We start from the raw sequence: 17,910 nt of genomic DNA, 5'->3' as shown, positions 1-17,910 counted from the left end.
ACCTCGTCTCCAGAGAGACGGGGTATCAACATATCTGGCGTTGATTTTTGGCACGCTGTTGAGTTCTCAAGGTGCGGACGCTTCCTTCGTTCCCGTTTCCGGGCCCTCCGGGCGCTTCCTTCGTTCTTGCGTTTCCGACTCTATCAGATCTTTCCGGACCCGATTTCCTCGGTGCTTTCCGGGGATTCGCTTCGCGTTTCCCTTTCCGGCGGCTCAGACACTATCAGATTTCTGAGGGTCTGAATTCCACTCTCTCAGGGGGTGTTCGGGCACAGACGTGCGCCGTGTTCCCTTGAGGCGGAGACGTCAACGTACTGGAGCGGGGCCCCCGAGTGCAAATCGGGGGCCCCGCTCCGGTGCCGGTGGGGCGGCGAGGGTCAGACCTCGACCACGACCGGGAGGATCATCGGGCGTCGGCGGTAGCTGTCGGAGACCCATTTGCCCAGCGTGCGGCGGATGAGCTGCTGCAGCTGGTGGGGTTCGGCGACGCCGTCCGCGGCGGCCCTGGCGATCGCTTCCTCGATCTTCGGGACCACCGCGGTGAAGGCGGAGTCCTCGATGCCGGAGCCGCGGGCGTTGATGTTCGGGCCGCCCACGACCTTGCCGGTCGTGCTGTCGACCACGACGAACACCGAGATGATGCCCTCGTCGCCGAGGATCCGGCGGTCCTTGAGCGCCACCTCGGTGACGTCACCGACCGAGAGGCCGTCGACGTACACGTAGCCCGCCTGGACCTTGCCGGTGATCTTGGCCCGGCCGTCGATCAGGTCGACGACCACGCCGTCCTCGGCGATGACGATGTGGTCCTTGGGGACACCGGTCATCGCACCGAGCTCGGCGTTGGCGCGCAGGTGGCGCCATTCGCCGTGGACCGGCATGAGGTTCCTGGGGCGGCAGATGTTGTAGAAGTACAGCAGCTCGCCGGCCGAGGCGTGGCCCGAGACGTGGACCTTGGCGTTGCCCTTGTGGACGACGTTGGCGCCCCAGCGGGTCAGGCCGTTGATCACGCGGTAGACCGCGTTCTCGTTGCCCGGGATCAGGGACGACGCCAGGATCACGGTGTCGCCGGGCACGATCCGGATCTGGTGGTCGCGGTTGGCCATGCGGGACAGGGCCGCCATGGGCTCGCCCTGGGAGCCGGTGCAGACGAGGACGACCTCGTGGTCCGGCAGGTCGTCGAGGGTCTTGACATCGACGATCAGGCCCGGGGGCACGCTGAGGTAGCCCAGGTCACGGGCGATGCCCATGTTGCGCACCATGGAGCGGCCGACGAAGGCGACCCGGCGGCCGTACTCGTGGGCGGCGTCCAGGACCTGCTGGATGCGGTGGACGTGGCTGGCGAACGACGCGACGATGATCCGCTTCTGGGCGCCGGCGAAGACGCCACGGATGACGTTGGAGATGTCGCGCTCGGGCGGGACGAAGCCCGGGACCTCGGCGTTCGTGGAGTCCGACAGGAGGAGGTCGATGCCCTCCTCGCTCAGGCGCGCGAACGCGTGCAGGTCGGTCAGCCGGTTGTCCATCGGCAGCTGGTCCATCTTGAAGTCGCCGGTGGCGACGACCATGCCCGCGGGGGTGCGGATGGCGACGGCCAGGGCGTCCGGGATGGAGTGGTTGACCGCGATGAACTCGCAGTTGAAGTTGCCGAGCTGCTCCCGGTCGCCTTCCTTCACCTCAAGGGTGTAGGGGCGGATGCGGTGCTCCTGGAGCTTGGCCTCGATGAGGGCCAGCGTCAGCTTGGAACCGATCAGCGGGATGTCCGGCTTCTCCCGCAGGAGGTAGGGGACGGCGCCGATGTGGTCCTCGTGGCCGTGGGTCAGGACGATGCCGTCGACCTGGTCCAGGCGGTCCCGGATGGACGAGAAGTCGGGCAGGATCAGGTCGATGCCGGGCTGCTCCTCCTCGGGGAAGAGGACGCCGCAGTCGACGATCAGCAGTCGCCCGTCGAACTCGAACACGGTCATGTTGCGGCCGATCTCGCCGAGACCGCCCAGCGGGGTGACGCGCAGCGCACCCTTCGGCAGCTTCGGCGGCGGGCCGAGTTCGGGATGCGGATGGCTCAAAAGACTCTCCTCACCACACGCGCCACGTACCCCTTCCGGCACGTGGCGCGCGTGACATTCGTGCACTTGCTGTTGTTGTGTGTGGATCTGCTTATTCAGTTGTGAAGTCTGGTGTCAGAGCTGTACCCCGCCGGCGGCAAGATCGATCTTGAGCTGCTCGGTCTCCTCGTCGGTCAGGCCGACCAGGGGCAGGCGCAGCGGGCCGGCGGGCAGGCCCTGGAGGGTCAGGGCGGCCTTGGTGGTCATGACGCCCTGGGTGCGGAACATGCCGGTGAAGACCGGGAGCAGCTTCTGGTGGATCTCGGTGGCCTTGTGGACGTCGCCGCCGAGGTGGGCCTCCAGCAGGGCGCGCAGGTCGGGGGTGACCACGTGGCTGACGACGGAGACGAAGCCGACGGCGCCGACGGACAGCAGCGGCAGGTTGAGCATGTCGTCGCCGGAGTACCAGGCCAGGCCGCTCTGGGCGATGGCCCAGCTGGCGCGGCCGAGGTCGCCCTTGGCGTCCTTGTTGGCGACGATGCGGGGGTGCTCGGCCAGCCGGACGATCGTCTCGGTGTTGATCGGGACGCCGCTGCGGCCGGGGATGTCGTAGAGCATGACCGGCAGCCCGGTGGCGTCGGCGACGGCCTTGAAGTGCTGGTAGAGGCCCTCCTGCGGGGGCTTGTTGTAGTACGGGGTCACGGCCAGCAGGCCGTGGGCGCCGACGCGCTCGGCCTCGCGGGCCAGCTCCAGGGTGTGGTGGGTGTCGTTGGTGCCGATCCCGGCGACGACGTGGGCGCGGTCGCCGACCGCCTCCACCACGGCTCGTACGAGGTCGCTTTTCTCCGCGTCGGTGGTGGTGGGGGACTCGCCGGTGGTCCCGTTGATGATCAGGCCGTCGTTGCCTGCGTCCACCAGGTGGGCGGCGAGCTGCTGCGCGCCGTCGAGGTCGAGTGCGCCATCCGCCGTGAAAGGCGTGATCATGGCGGTGAGGACCCGCCCGAAGGGGGTCTGCGGAGTCGAGATCGGAGCCATGGGTAACACGCTACTCGCTGCCATGCCCGCGGGGTCCCCTCGGGGGACGTCAACATGGGTGCACCACCGGCGGTGACCGGCGGATTGTTGGATCCCGGCACTGCCTGCTCGGGGGTTCAAGCAGTGCCGGGTCCGTTTGATCAGCCTAGATGAACTTCACGAAACGTCGCAATACGGACACTTCGGTCTGTAGCTCCGTACATCTGTCCGGCGCTGTCGACACGGGCTTTTCCGGGCCCGCCGGCTACGGGGCGACGCGGCCGTTCGCGTTGAAGGCGGCGTACGTCAGCGGCATGAGCTCGGCCCACTGCCGCTCCATCTTCTCGCCGACCATCTCGATCTCCCGCTGCGGGAAGGACGGCACCTTGGCCAGCTCGTGCTGGGTGCGCAGCCCCAGGAAGTGCATGAGCGAGCGGGCGTTGCAGGTGGCGTACATCGAGGAGTACAGGCCGACCGGCAGGACCGCACGGGCCACCTCGCGGGCCACGCCGGCCACCAGCATCTCCTGGTACGCCTCGTAGGCCTGGCGGTAGGAGTCCTCCATCACCCGGCCGGTCAGCTCCTGCTGGGCGGCGGTGCCCTCGACGAAGACGTACTTGCCCGGGCGGCCCTCCTGGACCAGCTTGCGCTCGGCGTCCGGGACGTAGAAGACCGGCTGGAGCTCCCGGTAGCGGCCGGACTCCTCGTTGTAGGACCAGCCGACGCGGTGCCGCATGAACTCGCGGAAGACGAAGATCGGGGCGCTGATGAAGAACGTCATCGAGTTGTGCTCGAAGGGGCTGCCGTGGCGGTCCCGCATCAGGTAGTTGATCAGGCCCTTGGAGCGCTCGGGATCCTTCTGGAGCTCGTCCAGGGACTGCTCCCCGGCGGTGGAGACCCGGGCGGCCCACAGCACGTCCGTGTCCGCGGCCGAGTGCTTCACGAGTTCGACCGTTACGTCGCTGCGGAAGGTGGGCTTCAGGTCGTCGGGGGTCTCGCTCACGAGGTCCTTCTCGTCCGTACGGGTTGGGCGGCGACCACTCTAGTCCGCTCGCACGGGGTGGCCGACGCGCGGGCACTGCGCGTCGGCCCGAGGACAGGCGCGGGCGGAATTCGGCGAATCTTACGGAATACGGCACCGAACGGGATCTTCGTTCGTCTCCCCAGGTGAGGACCGACCGATCAGCCCACCATCCCGAGGAGATGAGGCTCGTCATGTTCCGCCGGAGCGAACCCGTCCCGTTCGCCTTCGTCGCCGAGGCCGACCGCTTCCGCAGTAACGTCACTCCACCGCCGCGCGAGCGGTTGAGCCCGTCCCAGTTGGCCGCCCGTACCCTGGTCGGAATGACCGTGGTGGCGGGGCTGGTCGGCTCGCTGCTCTTCGGGATGCCCGCACTGCAGCCGAACCCGTCGCCCGGTAAGGCGCAGCAGTCCTCGGCCTCCGAGGGGCGCTAGTCTCACCTGGCACAGCCCAGCCGAATGTGCATGTGAGTGAGGATCAGCCGTGCCCCTGCCCTTCCTGACGGCCGACAGCGCATGCGACGCGCAGGACCCCGACGGCCCTGACAGCAGCGACTACGCACTCCCCTACGAGGACGCCGACCGCTGGCGCCGCCCGTACCGGCCCGGCCCGTTGCGGGTGGGGATCGGGGCGGTGCTGCTGCTGCTCTCCTCGTTCATGCTGCTCGCCACCATGATCATCGCCTTCGCGGGCGCGTGGGCGGCCGCGTCGGTCTGCCTGGTCACGGCCCTGACCGTGATCGGCGGAACGTTGCGGCTGCTGGCCTCGGGCGTCCGGGTGCACCGTACGGGGCTGCGCCGGATGACCGTGCTGAGCTCGCGTACGGTGCCCTGGCAGGACGTGGTGGAGGTCCGCACGGCGCAGCAGCCGGTGCGCTGGATGGGGCTGCCGAGGACGGTGCAGGGACAGGCACTGGTCGCCTCGGTCCGGGGCGGTGGCGAGCCGCTGGTGCTCCTGACCGACCACAACACCGATTTCCTGTCCCGCCCGGAGGCCTTCGACCGGGCCGCCGAGACCGTCCAGGGGTGGGCGGACGAGCACCGGACCCCGGCCGTGGCATGAGCCGGGGGCGGTGGCCGGTGGCCACCGCCCCCGCGCGTTCGAGGAGCCCGTACGGGGATCAGACCCCGACGGGCTTCTTCTCGTGCAGGGCGATGGCCCGCTGCATGGCCTTGCGCGCCCGCGGGGTGTCGCGGGCGTCGTGGTAGGCGACGGCGAGGCGGAACCAGGTGCGCCAGTCGCCCGGCGCCGCCTCGGTCTCGGCCTTGCGGCGCGCGAACACCTCGTCGGCGGAGTCCCGCAGGATCCGGCCGTACTGGTCGCGCTCCAGCTCGTCCACGGGCAGCCCGCCCTCGGCCTCCAGCTCGGTGGAGAGCTGGTGGGCCTTGGTGACGAAGCGGGTGTTCTGCCACAGGAACCACACGCCGATGACCGGCAGGATCAGCACCGCCACGCCGAAGGTGACGGTCAGCGGGGTGCCGATGCGGATGAGCGCGATGCCGCGGCCGCCGGCCAGCACGAAATAGAGGGCCAGGACGGCTGCCGTGACGAAATAGATCAGCTTCGCGCGCATGGGTCTTCGCTTACCGGTCGAGGTCGAGGAAGTGTTCCAGGCCGAAGGTCAGGCCCGGGGTGGACACCACGCGTCGCACGCCGAGCAGGATGCCCGGCATGAAGCTGCTGTGGTGCAGGGAGTCGTGGCGGATGGTCAGGGTCTCCCCCTCGCCGCCGAGGAGCACCTCCTGGTGGGCCAGCAGGCCGCGCAGGCGGACCGCGTGCACCGGGACGCCGTCCACGTTCGCCCCGCGGGCGCCGTCGAGGGCGGTGGCCGTGGCGTCGGGCTGCGGGGCGCAGCCTGCCTTCGTCCGGGCCTCGGCGATCAGCTGGGCGGTGCGGGTGGCGGTGCCGGAGGGGGCGTCGACCTTGTTCGGGTGGTGCAGCTCGACGACCTCGACGGACTCGAAGTAGCGGGCCGCCCGGGCGGCGAACTGCATGGTGAGCACGGCGCCGATGGAGAAGTTCGGCGCGATGAGCACACCGGTCTCCGGGGAGGCGGAGAGCCAGGTGCCCAGCTGCGCGAGGCGGTCCTCGGTCCAGCCGGTGGTGCCGACCACCGCGTGGATGCCGTGGCGCACGCAGAAGTCGAGGTTGCCCATGACCGAGGCGGGGGTGGTCAGCTCGACGGCGACCTGGGCCCCGGTCTCGGCCAGGGTCTCCAGCTTGTCCCCGCGGGACAGCGCCGCCACCAGTTCCATGTCCTCGGCGGCCTCGACCGCCTTGACGGCCTCGGAGCCGATCCGGCCCTGGGCCCCGAGGACTGCCACGCGCAGCTTGCTCATGTTCTTCGCTTCCTTACGGGCGTACGTACGTCGGACTAGGCGACGGCCTCGTCGAGCCGGGCGGCCTGCTTCTCCTTGAGCGGGCCTATCACCGACAGGGAGGGTCGCTGGGCCAGTACATCCTGGGCGACCGCCCGGACGTCGTCCGGGGTGACCGAGGCGATGCGGGTGAGCATCTCGTCCACGGACATCTGGGCGCCCCAGCAGAGCTCGCTCTTGCCGATGCGGTTCATCAGCGCGCCGGTGTCCTCCAGGCCCAGGACGGTCGAGCCGGAGAGCTGGCCGACCGCGCGGCGGATCTCCTCCTCGGTCAGTCCTTCGGAGGCCACCTTGTGCAGCTCCTCGCGGCAGATGGCGAGCACGTCGTGCACCTGGCTCGGGCGGCAGCCGGCGTAGACGCCGAACAGGCCGGTGTCGGCGAAGCCCGAGGTGTACGAGTACACGCTGTAGGCCAGGCCGCGCTTCTCGCGGACCTCCTGGAAGAGCCGGGAGGACATGCCGCCGCCGAGGGCGGTGTTCAGCACGCCCAGCGCCCAGCGGCGCTCGTCGGTGCGGGCCAGGCCGGGCATGCCGAGGACCACGTGGGCCTGCTCGGTCTTGCGGTTGACGAGGTCCACGCGGCCGGCGGTGCGGATCCGCTTGGTGCCGCCGCGCGGGCCGACCGGCTCGGCGTCGACCCGGGTCAGGGCGCCGGCCTTGTCGAAGGCGGCGCGGACCTGGCGGACGACCTTGGCGTGGTCGACGTTGCCGGCGGCGGCGACGACCAGGTGGCGGGGGTCGTAGTGCTTGCGGTAGAAGCGGGCGATCTGGTCGCGGGTGAGCGCGTTGATCGTGTCGACCGTGCCGAGGACGGGACGGCCCAGCGGGCTGTCGCCGAACATGGTCTGCGCGAACAGGTCGTGCACCATGTCGCCCGGGTCGTCCTCGGTCATCGCGATCTCTTCGAGGATGACGCCGCGCTCGGCGTCGACGTCGGACTCGAGGATCAGCGAGCCGGTGAGCATGTCGCAGACCACGTCGATGGCCAGCGGCAGGTCGGTGTCGAGCACCCGTGCGTAGTAGCAGGTGTACTCCTTGGCCGTGAAGGCGTTCATCTCGCCGCCGACCGCGTCGAGGGCGGCGGAGATGTCGAGGGCGGACCGCTTCCGGGTGCCCTTGAACAGGAGGTGCTCGAGATAGTGCGTGGCGCCGTTCAGCGTGGGCGTCTCGTCGCGGGAGCCGACGTGGGCCCAGATGCCGAAGGTGGCGGAGCGGACGGAGGGCAGCGTCTCGGTGACGACGCGCAGTCCGCCGGGCAGGACGGTGCGCCGGACGGTGCCGATGCCGTTCTCGCCCTTGAGCAGGGTTTGGGTACGGGCGACGGCCCGCCCCTCGGAGGAGGGGCGGGCCGTCACACGGGAACTACGCGACGTCACTTGTCGGAGTCGTCCTTGTTCTCGTCGTCGGCGGCGTCCTCGCCCTCGATCACGGGGATCAGGGAGAGCTTGCCGCGCTGGTCGATCTCGGCGATCTCGACCTGGACCTTGGTGCCGACCGCGAGCACGTCCTCGACGTTCTCCACGCGCTTGCCACCGGCGAGCTTGCGGATCTGCGAGATGTGCAGCAGGCCGTCCTTGCCCGGGAGCAGGGAGACGAAGGCACCGAAGGTGGTGGTCTTGACGACCGTGCCCAGGTAGCGCTCGCCGACCTCCGGCATGGTCGGGTTGGCGATGCCGTTGATCGTGGCGCGGGCGGCCTCGGCGGCCGGGCCGTCGGCGGCACCGATGTAGATGGTGCCGTCGTCCTCGATCGTGATCTCGGCGCCGGTGTCCTCCTGGATCTGGTTGATCATCTTGCCCTTGGGGCCGATGACCTCGCCGATCTTGTCCACGGGGATCTTGACGGTGATGATCCGCGGGGCGTTGGGGGACATCTCGTCCGGGGTGTCGATCGCTTCCATCATCACGTCGAGGATGTGGAGGCGGGCGTCGCGGGCCTGCTTGAGGGCCGCGGCCAGGACGGAGGCCGGGATGCCGTCCAGCTTGGTGTCGAGCTGGAGGGCGGTGACGAACTCCTTGGTGCCGGCGACCTTGAAGTCCATGTCGCCGAAGGCGTCCTCCGCACCGAGGATGTCGGTGAGGGTGACGTAGTGGGTCTCGCCGTCGATCTCCTGGGAGATCAGGCCCATGGCGATACCGGCGACGGGGGCCTTCAGCGGCACACCGGCGTTCAGCAGCGACATGGTGGAGGCGCAGACCGAGCCCATGGAGGTCGAGCCGTTGGAGCCGAGGGCCTCGGACACCTGACGGATCGCGTAGGGGAACTCCTCGCGGGTCGGCAGGACCGGCACCAGGGCGCGCTCGGCGAGGGCGCCGTGGCCGATCTCGCGGCGCTTGGGGGAGCCGACGCGGCCGGTCTCGCCGGTGGAGTACGGCGGGAAGTTGTAGTTGTGCATGTAGCGCTTGCGGGTCACCGGGGAGAGGGTGTCCAGCTGCTGCTCCATGCGGAGCATGTTCAGGGTGGTGATGCCCAGGATCTGGGTCTCGCCACGCTCGAACAGGGCGGAGCCGTGGACCCGCGGGATGGCCTCGACCTCGGCGGCGAGCGTACGGATGTCCGTGACGCCACGGCCGTCGATGCGGACCTTGTCCTTGATGACGCGCTCGCGCACCAGGGCCTTGGTCAGGCTGCGGTAGGCGGCGGAGATCTCCTTCTCGCGGCCCTCGAAGGCCGGGAGGAGCTTCTCGGCGGCGAGCTCCTTGACGCGGTCGAGCTCGGCCTCGCGCTCCTGCTTGCCACCGATGGTCAGCGCCTGGGCCAGCTCGCCGCGGACGGCGTCGGACAGGGCGGCGTAGACGTCGTCCTGGTAGTCCAGGAAGACCGGGAACTCGCCGGTGGGCTTGGCGGCCTTGGAGGCGAGGTCGGCCTGGGCCTTGCACAGGACCTTGATGAACGGCTTCGCGGCCTCGAGGCCGGCGGCGACGACCTCCTCGGTCGGCGCCTCGGCGCCGCCCTTGACGAGCTGGATGGTCTGCTCGGTGGCCTCGGCCTCGACCATCATGATCGCGACGTCGCCGTCCTCCAGGGTGCGGCCCGCGACGACCATGTCGAAGACGGCGTCCTCGAGCTCGGTGTGCGTCGGGAACGCGACCCACTGGCCCCTGATCAGCGCGACGCGGACGCCGCCGATCGGGCCGGAGAAGGGCAGGCCGGCCAGCTGGGTGGACGCGGACGCGGCGTTGATCGCGATGACGTCGTACAGGTGGTCGGGGTTGAGCGCCATGATCGTGGCGACGACCTGGATCTCGTTGCGCAGGCCCTTCTTGAAGGACGGGCGCAGCGGGCGGTCGATCAGGCGGCAGGTGAGGATCGCGTCCTCGGAGGGGCGGCCCTCCCGGCGGAAGAAGGAGCCGGGGATCTTGCCGGCCGCGTACATCCGCTCCTCGACGTCCACCGTCAGGGGGAAGAAGTCGAGCTGGTCCTTGGGCTTCTTCGACGCGGTGGTCGCGGAGAGGACCATCGTGTCGTCGTCCAGGTACGCGACGGCGGAGCCGGCGGCCTGGCGGGCCAGGCGGCCCGTCTCGAAGCGGATGGTGCGGGTGCCGAAGGAGCCGTTGTCGATGACGGCCTCGGCGTAGTGGGTCTCGTTCTCCACTAGCGTTTTCTCCATTTTCGTCGTCTCCGTCCGCCACCCGTGTGGTGGAGGACGGTGGCGGAGAAGCGCTTCCTTGCGTGCGGGCCGGTCTTCGATCGAAGTACCCGGTACGACGCCCCGACGGGCTCTCCGGGTACCACTACCGAGGACCGGCGTGCGATGGGAGGGCGCTCCTCCTCTTCAGTTGTGCTCAGGCGGTACGCGCTGTGAACCAGACTACAAAGCGTCCGGTACGTCCCGCACGTACAGCAAAGGGAGCGGTCCCCTAAGAGTGGGAACCGCTCCCTTCACGGCGTCTTACTTGGCGCCGGCCGCACCGCGGCGGATGCCGAGGCGGTCGACCAGCGTACGGAAGCGCTGGATGTCCTTCTTGGCCAGGTACTGCAGCAGGCGGCGACGCTGACCGACCAGGATCAGCAGACCACGGCGGGAGTGGTGGTCGTGCTTGTGGGACTTCAGGTGCTCGGTCAGGTCCGAGATACGGCGGGAGAGCAGCGCGACCTGGACCTCGGGGGAGCCGGTGTCGCCCTCCTTGGTACCGAAGTCGGCCATGATCTGCTTCTTCGTAGCGGCGTCGAGCGACACGCGTACTCCTTCGTGGTGTTTCGTGGGCCACCGAGTGCCCCAGGTCTGCTTCTCTGGGGAGCTTCCGTTACTCGGGAGGCGGGCCCGCCTGGTGGCGTGGGCGCCGCGTCGGGGCCTTCGGGGGCTCCGGGGGCGCGCGTGCACAGACGGCCGTCACACAGCGTACCAGGCCGCACGCCGGGCCGTCTCAGCCCGTGAGCGACCGGGCCCGGGAGTAGACGTCCAGGACGGCCAGGCACAGCGGGACCAGGCTGAGCAGCACGGCGGCCTCGGTGAGGTCGAGCAGCCTGCCCCAGAAGGGTGACAGACCCTTGCGGGGGATGACCAGCGCAATACCGGCGAGGAGGGCGGCGCCGGCGGCGACGGCGGCGGACAGCCAGATGGTACGGAGGTCCAGGCCGCCGCGGTCGCCGTACTTGGCCAGCTCGAAGAGGAGGTCGGCGGGCGGGTTCAGGGACAGGCCGAGGATCAGCAGCCCGACGGCGGCCAGACCGGCGACCAGGGCGCAGACGACCTGGGCGGTGTAGCGGAAGAGCCGGGCGCGCAGCAGCATGGCCAGGCCGGTGGCCAGGGCGAGCAGCTTGCCCCAGGTGTTGTCGGAGAAGCCGAGGACGGCGGCGGAGCCGACGACGACCGCGGCGGAGCCGCCGACGAGGCCGAGCAGCATCTCGTGGCCGCGGCGGGCCTGGGCGGCGATGAGCTCGGCGTCCAGCGGGGCGGCGGGCTCGGGGCTGTCGGCCGGGTCGCCGTATGCGTCGGTCTCGTAGCGGTCCGGGGTCTCGTAGCCCTCGACGGAGCTCTGCGGGGCGGCGTAGCCGATGGGCAGCCGGGCGAAGCGGGCGGACAGGCCGGGCAGGAACGCGACCAGGCCGATGGCGACGGGGGCACAGACCGCGGCGGTGCCGGTGGCGCTCGCGCCGGTGGCGATCGCCACGAAGGTGGCGAGGGTGCCGGTGGTGGCGAGGAAGGTGGCCGCGACGAAGGGGGCGTCACCGCTGGGGGTGAGCGCGACCAGGGCGACGGAGGCGACCAGTACGCAGACGCAGCCGAGCAGGAACTGCAGCCGGCCCGGTCCTTCACCGGCGGCCGGGGCGACGATGCCGGAGCCGGCGATCAGCAGCAGGGGCAGGGCGCCCAGGCCCAGGGCCACGGCCGAGGCCCGGTCCCGGTAGACCCGGGCGCGTACGCCGGCGGCGGCGGTGAGCAGCAGGCCGGCGGCGCCGGCGATGACGCCGGGCAGGCCGTGCATGTCGTGGCGGATCGGGTCGGCGAACCACAGCACGAAGCCCATGAGCACGAACAGCAGCACCGCCCCGACCAGGCCGGCGCCGCGGAGCATGTCGTCGCTCCAGCGGTGCCGGTCGCGTACGACGGCCGCGGCGACGGCGTCGGAGACGTCGTCGAAGACGGCGGGCGGCAGGGACTCGGCGAACGGGCGCAGGCTGAGCACCTCGCCGTCGAGGACCTGCTGGGCGGCCAGGGTGCGCGAGCCGTCGAGGACGGTGCCGTCGCGGCGCACGAGGTGGAAGCCGGTCGGGGTGCCGACGGGCTGGGTCTGCCCGGTCAGGCGCAGCAGCTCCGGATAGACGTCGGCGACGGCGATGTCCTCGGGGAGCGCGACGTCGATGCGGCTGTCCGGGGCCACGACGGTGACCCTGCAGAAACCCGTCGATGCGGCCGTACTCACCTGTGTGACCCCCCTGGTTGGTGCCCTGCTCGGCGGTTGGTTCGCGGTTGATTCGCGGATGCGCACGGTACGGGACCCGGTGCGCGGGCCACCCTACCGGGAGTGCGGGGGAACATCGGCAAGTAGGATCACCACTTCGTGGGGGGAGAGCCCCTGCCGTGTCCGGGACTTGGGGCCGGCGGCCAGCGTCGTCCCGTCCGCATTCGAGGGATTGATGCTCCGGTGAGCCAGATCGTCGTCAAACGCCCGCCGCGCGCCCTGCCGCCCGAAGTCCCTTCGGACGAGCTCCGGCTGGAAGCTCCTCCGGAGCTGCCGCGCGGGCAGCAGGAAGGCATGGCGATGCAGCTCCTGCCGATGCTCGGCATGGGCTCGTCGGTGGTGTTCTTCTTCATGCCGAACGTGCCGTCGTTCATGCGCATCATGGGTGTGCTGATGCTGGTGTCGACGGTGGCGATGGCCGTGGCCCAGATCATGCGGTACCGCAAGGGTACGCAGGGGCAAATGGCCGATGTGCGCAGGGACTACCTCAAATACCTGGCGCAGACCCGCCGTCAGGTCCGGCGTACCGCGCGGGCCCAGCGGGACGCGCAGCTGTACCTGCACCCGGCGCCCGAGCAGTTGTGGTCGGTGGTGGCCGAGGGTTCGCGGCTGTGGGAACGGCGGGTCGGCGACGAGGACTTCGGGCAGGCCCGGCTGGGGCTGGGCGCGCAGCGGCTGGCCACTCCGCTGGTGGCGCCGGACACGGCACCGGTGGACGAGCTGGAGCCGCTGACGGCGGGTGCGATGCAGCGCTTCCTGAAGATCCACTCCTCGCTGGACGGGCTGCCGATGGCGGTCTCGATGCGGGCGTTCTACCACGTGACGGTCTCCGGTGAGCCGGAGGCGGTGCGCGGTGCGGCGCGGGCGATGGTGGCGCAGCTGGCGACGCTGCACTCCCCCGAGGACCTGATGGTGGCCGTGGTGGCCGCGCCGGGCGCGGTGGCGTCCTGGGACTGGGTGAAGTGGCTGCCGCACACGCAGGTGCCCGGCCAGGTCGACGGGGCGGGCACCAAGCGGCTGTTCAGTGACGACCTCGGCGAGGTGGAGCAGCTGCTGGCCTCGCGGCTGGAGGGCCGGCCGCGGTTCAGCCGGGACGTGACCCCGCTGCTGGACCAGCCGCACGTGGTGGTGGTGCTGGACGGCGGGATGGTGCCGCCGGACTCGCTGTTCGCGGCGGCCGAGGGCCTGCAGGGCGTGACCATCATCGAGGTGGTCGCCGGTGAGCTGGACGAGCCGCGCGGGGGGCTGTCGGTCGTGGTGGCGCCGGACGCGCTGCGGCTGGAGTCCGGCGCGGGCATCGCCTACGAGGGCGTGCCGGACGTGCTGTCGCTGCCGGCGGCCGAGGCGCTGGCCCGCCAGCTCGCGCCGCTGCGCACGGGCGGGGGCGACGAGGACGAGCCGCTGCTGGCGAACCTGGACTTCACGGACCTGCTGAACCTGGGCGACGCCGCGTCCATCGACGTGGCCCGTACCTGGCGGCCCCGGTCGGCCGGTGAGCGGCTGCGGGTGCCGATCGGTGTGGGCGAGGACGGCTCGCCGGTCATGCTGGACCTGAAGGAGGCCGCGCAGGAGGGCATGGGCCCGCACGGTCTGTGCGTGGGCGCGACCGGTTCGGGCAAGTCGGAGCTGCTGCGCACGCTGGTGCTGGGCCTGGCGGTCACGCACACCTCGGAGACGCTCAACTTCGTGCTGGCGGACTTCAAGGGTGGTGCGACGTTCACCGGGATGGGCACGATGCCGCACGTCGCGGCGGTGATCACCAACCTGGCGGACGACCTGACGCTGGTGGACCGCATGGGCGACTCCATCCGCGGTGAGCTCCAGCGCCGGCAGGAGCTGCTGCGGGCGGCGGGCAACTACGCCAACATCCACGACTACGAGAAGGCGCGCGCGGCCGGTGCCCCGCTGGAGCCGCTGGCCTCGCTGGTCATCGTCATCGACGAGTTCTCCGAGCTGCTGACCGCCAAGCCCGACTTCATCGACATGTTCATCCAGATCGGCCGGATCGGCCGGTCGCTGGGCGTGCACCTGCTGCTGGCCTCGCAGCGGCTGGAGGAGGGCAAGCTGCGCGGCCTGGACACGTACCTGTCGTACCGGATCGGTCTGCGGACGTTCTCCGCGGCGGAGTCGCGCACGGCGATCGGTGTGCCGGACGCCTACCACCTGCCGTCGGTGCCGGGTTCGGGCTATCTGAAGTTCGGTACGGACGAGATGACGCGGTTCAAGGCGGCGTACGTCTCGGGCGTGTACCGCTCGGGGGGGCCGGACCTGTCGGTGGGGCAGTTCCCGGTGGAGCGCAGGCCCGCGCTGTTCACGGCCAATCCGGTGCCGGTGGTGTACGCGGCTCCGGACCCGGCGTACCTGGCCGCGCAGGCGGGCCGGGAGGACGACGCGCTGGCCGACACCGTGCTGGACGTGATCGTGGGCCGGCTGGAGGGGCAGGGCGTGCCCGCCCACCAGGTGTGGCTGCCGCCGCTGGACCAGGCGCCGCCGCTGGACCAGCTGCTGCCGGCGCTGGCGCCGTCGGCGGAGCGGGGGCTGCACGCGGAGGGGTACACCCGGCCGGGCGGCCTGGTCGTGCCGCTGGGGCTCATCGACAAGCCGTTCGAGCAGCGGCGCGAGGTGCTGTACCGGGACTTCTCGGGTGCGGCCGGCCATCTGCTGGTGGTCGGGGGCCCGCAGTCGGGCAAGTCGACGCTGATGCGGACGCTGGTGTCGTCGTTCGCCCTCACCCACACCCCGCGCGAGGTGCAGTTCTACGCGCTGGACTTCGGTGGTGGCGGTCTGTCCGCGATCCAGGACCTGCCGCACGTGGGCGGGGTGGCCTCGCGGCTGGACCCGGAGCGGGTGCGGCGTACGGTCGCGGAGGTCGCGGGCGTGCTGAACCGGCGCGAGGAGTTCTTCCGCGCCCATTCCATCGACTCCATCGGCACCTACCGGCGGCGCCGGGCCTCCGGTGACCTGGCGGGCGAGGTGTTCGGCGACGTCTTCCTGATCGTGGACGGCTGGGGGCAGTTCAAGAACGACTACGACCAGCTGGAGCTGGTGGTCGCGGACATCGCCGCCCGGGGTCTGGGCTACGGCATCCACGTGGTGCTGACCGCCTCCCGGTACATGGAGGTGCGGGCGGCCCTGAAGGACCAGATCCTGGGCCGGCTGGAGCTGCGGCTGGGTGACGTCATGGACTCCGAGTTCGACCGCAAGGTCGCGGCCAACGTGCCTCCGGGTGCGCCGGGCCGTGGCCAGGTGCCGGAGAAGCTGCACTTCATGTCCTCGCTGCCGCGCGTCGACGGGCGTTCGGGGGCCGAGGGCCTGTCGGAGGCGACCGCGGCGTTCGTGGAGTCGGTGCGGACCAACTGGTCGGGGCCGGGGGCGCCGGCGGTGCGGCTGCTGCCGCGCAAGCTGGAGGCGGACCGGCTGCCGAAGGGCTTCGAGTACCCGCAGCACGGCATCGCGATCGGCATCGACGAGACGAACCTGGAGCCGGTGTTCGTCGACTTCGACAGCGACCCGTTCTTCCTGGTGTTCGGCGAGAGCGAGTCGGGCAAGACGGCGCTGCTGCGGCTGATCGCGAAGCAGATCACCGAGCGGTACACGCCGGAGCAGGCGCGGATCGTGGTGGGTGACTACCGGCGCACGATGCTGGAGGCGGTGCCCTCCTCGCACCTGCTGGAGTACGCGCCGATGTCCTCGGCGATGGACATGCACATGGAGGCGGTGGCCTCGGTCATGGCCAAGCGGGCGCCGGGGCCGGACATCACCCCGCAGCAGCTGCGCGACCGCAGCTGGTGGACCGGCCCGGACCTGTTCGTGATCATCGACGACTACGAGCTGGTGTCGACCAGTTCCTCGCAGCCGCTGTCGCAGCTGGTGGAGCACCTGCCGTTCGCACGGGACGTGGGCATCCGGTTCATCGTGGCGCGCAGCGCCGCGGGGGCCTCGCGGGCGGCGTACGAGCCGTTCCTGCAGCGGGTCAAGGAGCTGGGCGCGCAGGGCGTGGTGCTGTCCGGCGACCGCAACGAGGGCGACATCCTCGGCAACGTGCGGGCGCGTCCGATGCCGCCCGGCCGGGGCACGTTCGTCTCGCGCAAGCGGGGCACGCCGCTGGTCCAGCTGGGCTGGCTCCCGGACCGGTGACGGTGCGGTGACCGCCTGACGCGGTGGGCGGGGCGGACGTACGATGCCGGGACCAGCAGTTCGTACGACCGCTCCGCCGAAGGGACTCCCGCACATGGCTGACGCACGCGACCGCGAGCGCGAGAAGGACGAGCTCTACGCCCTGGACATCTCGGGCGTGGAGTGGACCGGCGCCCCGGGCACGGAGGCGCACGAGGAGCGGGTCGAGATCGCCAAGCTGCCCGGTGGGGCGGTGGCGATGCGGTCCTCGCTGGACCCGGACACCGTGCTGCGGTACACCGAGGCGGAGTGGCGGGCGTTCGTCCTGGGCGCGCGCGACGGCGAGTTCGACCTCACCTGAGGCCTCGCACATGCGAAGGGGCCCGCGCACGGACGACGTGCGCGGGCCCCTTTCGCGTGTGAGGGTGCGGGTGGCTCAGACCATCCGGAAGCGGGCGGCGTTGCCCTTGTCGGTGTCCTGGTAGCCGACGAGCGACTGGTCCAGGAGGGTCGCGATCTGGCCGAGCTTCTGGTTCATCTCGGCCATGTTGGTGGAGACCGTCCGCTGGATCTCCTCGTAGGCGGTCTTCGCCTCACCCTCCCAGCTCGACGTGACGTCCTTGACCTTGCCCATCAGCGTCTCCAGCTGCTGGGTGAGGGTCGTGCTGGTCGCGCGGACGTCCGACGCGGCGGTCGAGACGGTGTCGTAGTTGACTGCGAGAGACATCGCTGTCTTCCTCCCGTTGTGGTGGTACTGCCGCTGCGCGAGCGTCAGATGTCGAGGATGGCGCTGCTGTTGACCTTGCGGATCTCGGCGATGCGCTGCTCTTCCTCGGCGTTGAAGCCCTGGACGCTCATGCGCATGGCCTCTTCGAGGTCCATGAGCCGGTCCTTGATCTTCTTGAGGTTCTCGTTGACTCCGCGCTGGAGCACGTCGAACTCCTTGCCGGCGGCGCCCTTCCAGCCGGCCTGGATGCGGTCGACGACGTCGTTCAGCTTGCCGATGCGGCTGGAGAGCTCCGTGTGGTACGTGTTGATCTCCCCCGCGAGCTTTACCTTCTTCTGGTCGTCAACTTGAAGGTTCATCGCCATCGTCGGTTCTCTCCCGTCATCACACTCGTGAAGTCCACGGACACTTTAGCCACTTCATACGACAGGCCCAACAATTCACCCTGTGCGTGGCGTGCGTTCACGGTCTGCAAACCCCTCCCCGTTTCAGGGCCGCCGCTCTCCCCCGGTCCGCCGCCTGCGGCGGTGCGCCTCGCGGGCGACGACGGCCGTCCCGGCGATCACGGCGATCAGGACGGCGCCGATCCCCACAGCGTACGTGCCGAGCCGTTCCTGGCGCTCCTGCGCGGTCTCGCTCAGGGCCAGCGGGGCCGGCTCGGGGGCCGCGGCCGGCCCCGCTGGCCCTGAGCGAGACCGCGCAGGAG

At 70.5% G+C, this 17,910-nt stretch carries 15 protein-coding genes and 1 pseudogene; 4 read left to right on the top strand and 12 right to left on the bottom strand.

Annotated features, from left to right (window positions below):
* Positions 1-377 precede the first annotated feature (377 nt).
* The 3 genes from EF918_RS20010 to thyX all read right to left on the bottom strand — a co-directional run bounded on the left by EF918_RS20010 (position 378) and on the right by thyX (position 4,059).
* Positions 378-2,063 (bottom strand): ribonuclease J, encoded by a 1,686-nt coding sequence (locus EF918_RS20010; protein WP_125648206.1) that lies wholly within the window; start codon positions 2,061-2,063, stop codon positions 378-380.
* A gap of 114 nt (positions 2,064-2,177) precedes the next feature.
* On the bottom strand, positions 2,178-3,077 hold the full coding sequence (gene dapA / locus EF918_RS20005; RefSeq protein ID WP_125648203.1) for a 4-hydroxy-tetrahydrodipicolinate synthase: 900 nt from the start codon (positions 3,075-3,077) through the stop codon (positions 2,178-2,180).
* A gap of 244 nt (positions 3,078-3,321) precedes the next feature.
* Entirely contained in the window at positions 3,322-4,059 is a 738-nt protein-coding gene (thyX, locus tag EF918_RS20000; protein WP_125648199.1) for an FAD-dependent thymidylate synthase, read from the bottom strand.
* 212 nt (positions 4,060-4,271) lie between these two features.
* On the opposite strand from thyX, the gene EF918_RS19995 reads away from it, so the two are divergent.
* Entirely contained in the window at positions 4,272-4,511 is a 240-nt protein-coding gene (locus EF918_RS19995; RefSeq protein WP_125648215.1) for a hypothetical protein, read from the top strand.
* Between the two features lie 49 nt (positions 4,512-4,560).
* Positions 4,561-5,139: a PH domain-containing protein gene (locus tag EF918_RS19990; protein ID WP_125648196.1), complete on the top strand. Its 579-nt coding sequence runs from the start codon at positions 4,561-4,563 to the stop codon at positions 5,137-5,139.
* Positions 5,140-5,197: 58 nt separating this feature from the next.
* Here the strand turns inward: EF918_RS19990 and EF918_RS19985 are convergent, their stop codons facing one another.
* The 6 genes from EF918_RS19985 to eccD all read right to left on the bottom strand — a co-directional run bounded on the left by EF918_RS19985 (position 5,198) and on the right by eccD (position 12,322).
* The gene (locus tag EF918_RS19985; protein WP_125648193.1) at positions 5,198-5,650 is read right to left on the bottom strand and encodes a hypothetical protein; all 453 of its coding nucleotides are present in this window, start codon (positions 5,648-5,650) and stop codon (positions 5,198-5,200) included.
* A 10-nt stretch (positions 5,651-5,660) separates the two neighbouring features.
* Positions 5,661-6,416, bottom strand: coding sequence for a 4-hydroxy-tetrahydrodipicolinate reductase (gene dapB, locus EF918_RS19980; RefSeq protein WP_125648190.1), 756 nt, complete (start codon positions 6,414-6,416; stop codon positions 5,661-5,663).
* Positions 6,417-6,451: 35 nt separating this feature from the next.
* The gene (locus tag EF918_RS19975) at positions 6,452-7,831 is read right to left on the bottom strand and encodes a pitrilysin family protein (protein WP_125648187.1); all 1,380 of its coding nucleotides are present in this window, start codon (positions 7,829-7,831) and stop codon (positions 6,452-6,454) included.
* The gene (locus EF918_RS19970) at positions 7,828-10,050 is read right to left on the bottom strand and encodes a polyribonucleotide nucleotidyltransferase (protein WP_125648212.1); all 2,223 of its coding nucleotides are present in this window, start codon (positions 10,048-10,050) and stop codon (positions 7,828-7,830) included. Before EF918_RS19970 ends, EF918_RS19975 begins: the two co-directional genes overlap by 4 nt.
* Before the next feature lie 297 nt (positions 10,051-10,347).
* Complete coding sequence (rpsO, locus tag EF918_RS19965) at positions 10,348-10,635, bottom strand: 30S ribosomal protein S15 (protein ID WP_125648184.1); 288 nt, start codon at positions 10,633-10,635, stop codon at positions 10,348-10,350.
* 187 nt (positions 10,636-10,822) lie between these two features.
* A complete protein-coding gene (gene eccD / locus EF918_RS19960) occupies positions 10,823-12,322 on the bottom strand; it encodes a type VII secretion integral membrane protein EccD (RefSeq protein WP_125648181.1) in 1,500 nt (499 codons plus the stop codon).
* 222 nt (positions 12,323-12,544) lie between these two features.
* On the opposite strand from eccD, the gene eccCa reads away from it, so the two are divergent.
* Together eccCa and EF918_RS19950 are read left to right on the top strand one after the other, a co-directional pair.
* Positions 12,545-16,498, top strand: coding sequence for a type VII secretion protein EccCa (gene eccCa / locus EF918_RS19955; protein ID WP_125648178.1), 3,954 nt, complete (start codon positions 12,545-12,547; stop codon positions 16,496-16,498).
* A 94-nt stretch (positions 16,499-16,592) separates the two neighbouring features.
* Complete coding sequence (locus EF918_RS19950) at positions 16,593-16,838, top strand: DUF397 domain-containing protein (protein ID WP_125648175.1); 246 nt, start codon at positions 16,593-16,595, stop codon at positions 16,836-16,838.
* A 75-nt stretch (positions 16,839-16,913) separates the two neighbouring features.
* On the opposite strand, the gene EF918_RS19945 is transcribed toward EF918_RS19950, so the two are convergent.
* From EF918_RS19945 to EF918_RS37705, 3 genes and pseudogenes are all read right to left on the bottom strand, one after another.
* Positions 16,914-17,204 (bottom strand): WXG100 family type VII secretion target, encoded by a 291-nt coding sequence (locus EF918_RS19945; RefSeq protein WP_125648172.1) that lies wholly within the window; start codon positions 17,202-17,204, stop codon positions 16,914-16,916.
* Between the two features lie 44 nt (positions 17,205-17,248).
* Complete coding sequence (locus tag EF918_RS19940; RefSeq protein WP_125648169.1) at positions 17,249-17,563, bottom strand: WXG100 family type VII secretion target; 315 nt, start codon at positions 17,561-17,563, stop codon at positions 17,249-17,251.
* A 129-nt stretch (positions 17,564-17,692) separates the two neighbouring features.
* Positions 17,693-17,910: pseudogene (locus EF918_RS37705) on the bottom strand (type VII secretion-associated serine protease mycosin); the annotation flags it as partial.

It is taken from the genome of Streptomyces sp. WAC06614 (assembly GCF_003949795.1).
GTDB lineage: Bacteria > Actinomycetota > Actinomycetes > Streptomycetales > Streptomycetaceae > Streptomyces.
The sequence above is the reverse complement of the archived record's forward strand: the minus strand, read 5'-3'. Positions and strand labels throughout refer to the sequence as shown.

Bases quoted from the DNA above. Each gene is read 5' to 3' on its own strand.
- dapB (WP_125648190.1), bottom strand. From the start codon at position 6,416: ATGAGCAAGCTGCGCGTGGCAGTCCTCGGGGCCCAGGGCCGGATCGGC.
- dapA (WP_125648203.1), bottom strand. From the start codon at position 3,077: ATGGCTCCGATCTCGACTCCGCAGACCCCCTTCGGGCGGGTCCTCACC.
- EF918_RS19985 (WP_125648193.1), bottom strand. From the start codon at position 5,650: ATGCGCGCGAAGCTGATCTATTTCGTCACGGCAGCCGTCCTGGCCCTC.
- EF918_RS19950 (WP_125648175.1), top strand. From the start codon at position 16,593: ATGGCTGACGCACGCGACCGCGAGCGCGAGAAGGACGAGCTCTACGCC.
- EF918_RS19995 (WP_125648215.1), top strand. From the start codon at position 4,272: ATGTTCCGCCGGAGCGAACCCGTCCCGTTCGCCTTCGTCGCCGAGGCC.
- EF918_RS19945 (WP_125648172.1), bottom strand. From the start codon at position 17,204: ATGTCTCTCGCAGTCAACTACGACACCGTCTCGACCGCCGCGTCGGAC.
- EF918_RS19940 (WP_125648169.1), bottom strand. From the start codon at position 17,563: ATGAACCTTCAAGTTGACGACCAGAAGAAGGTAAAGCTCGCGGGGGAG.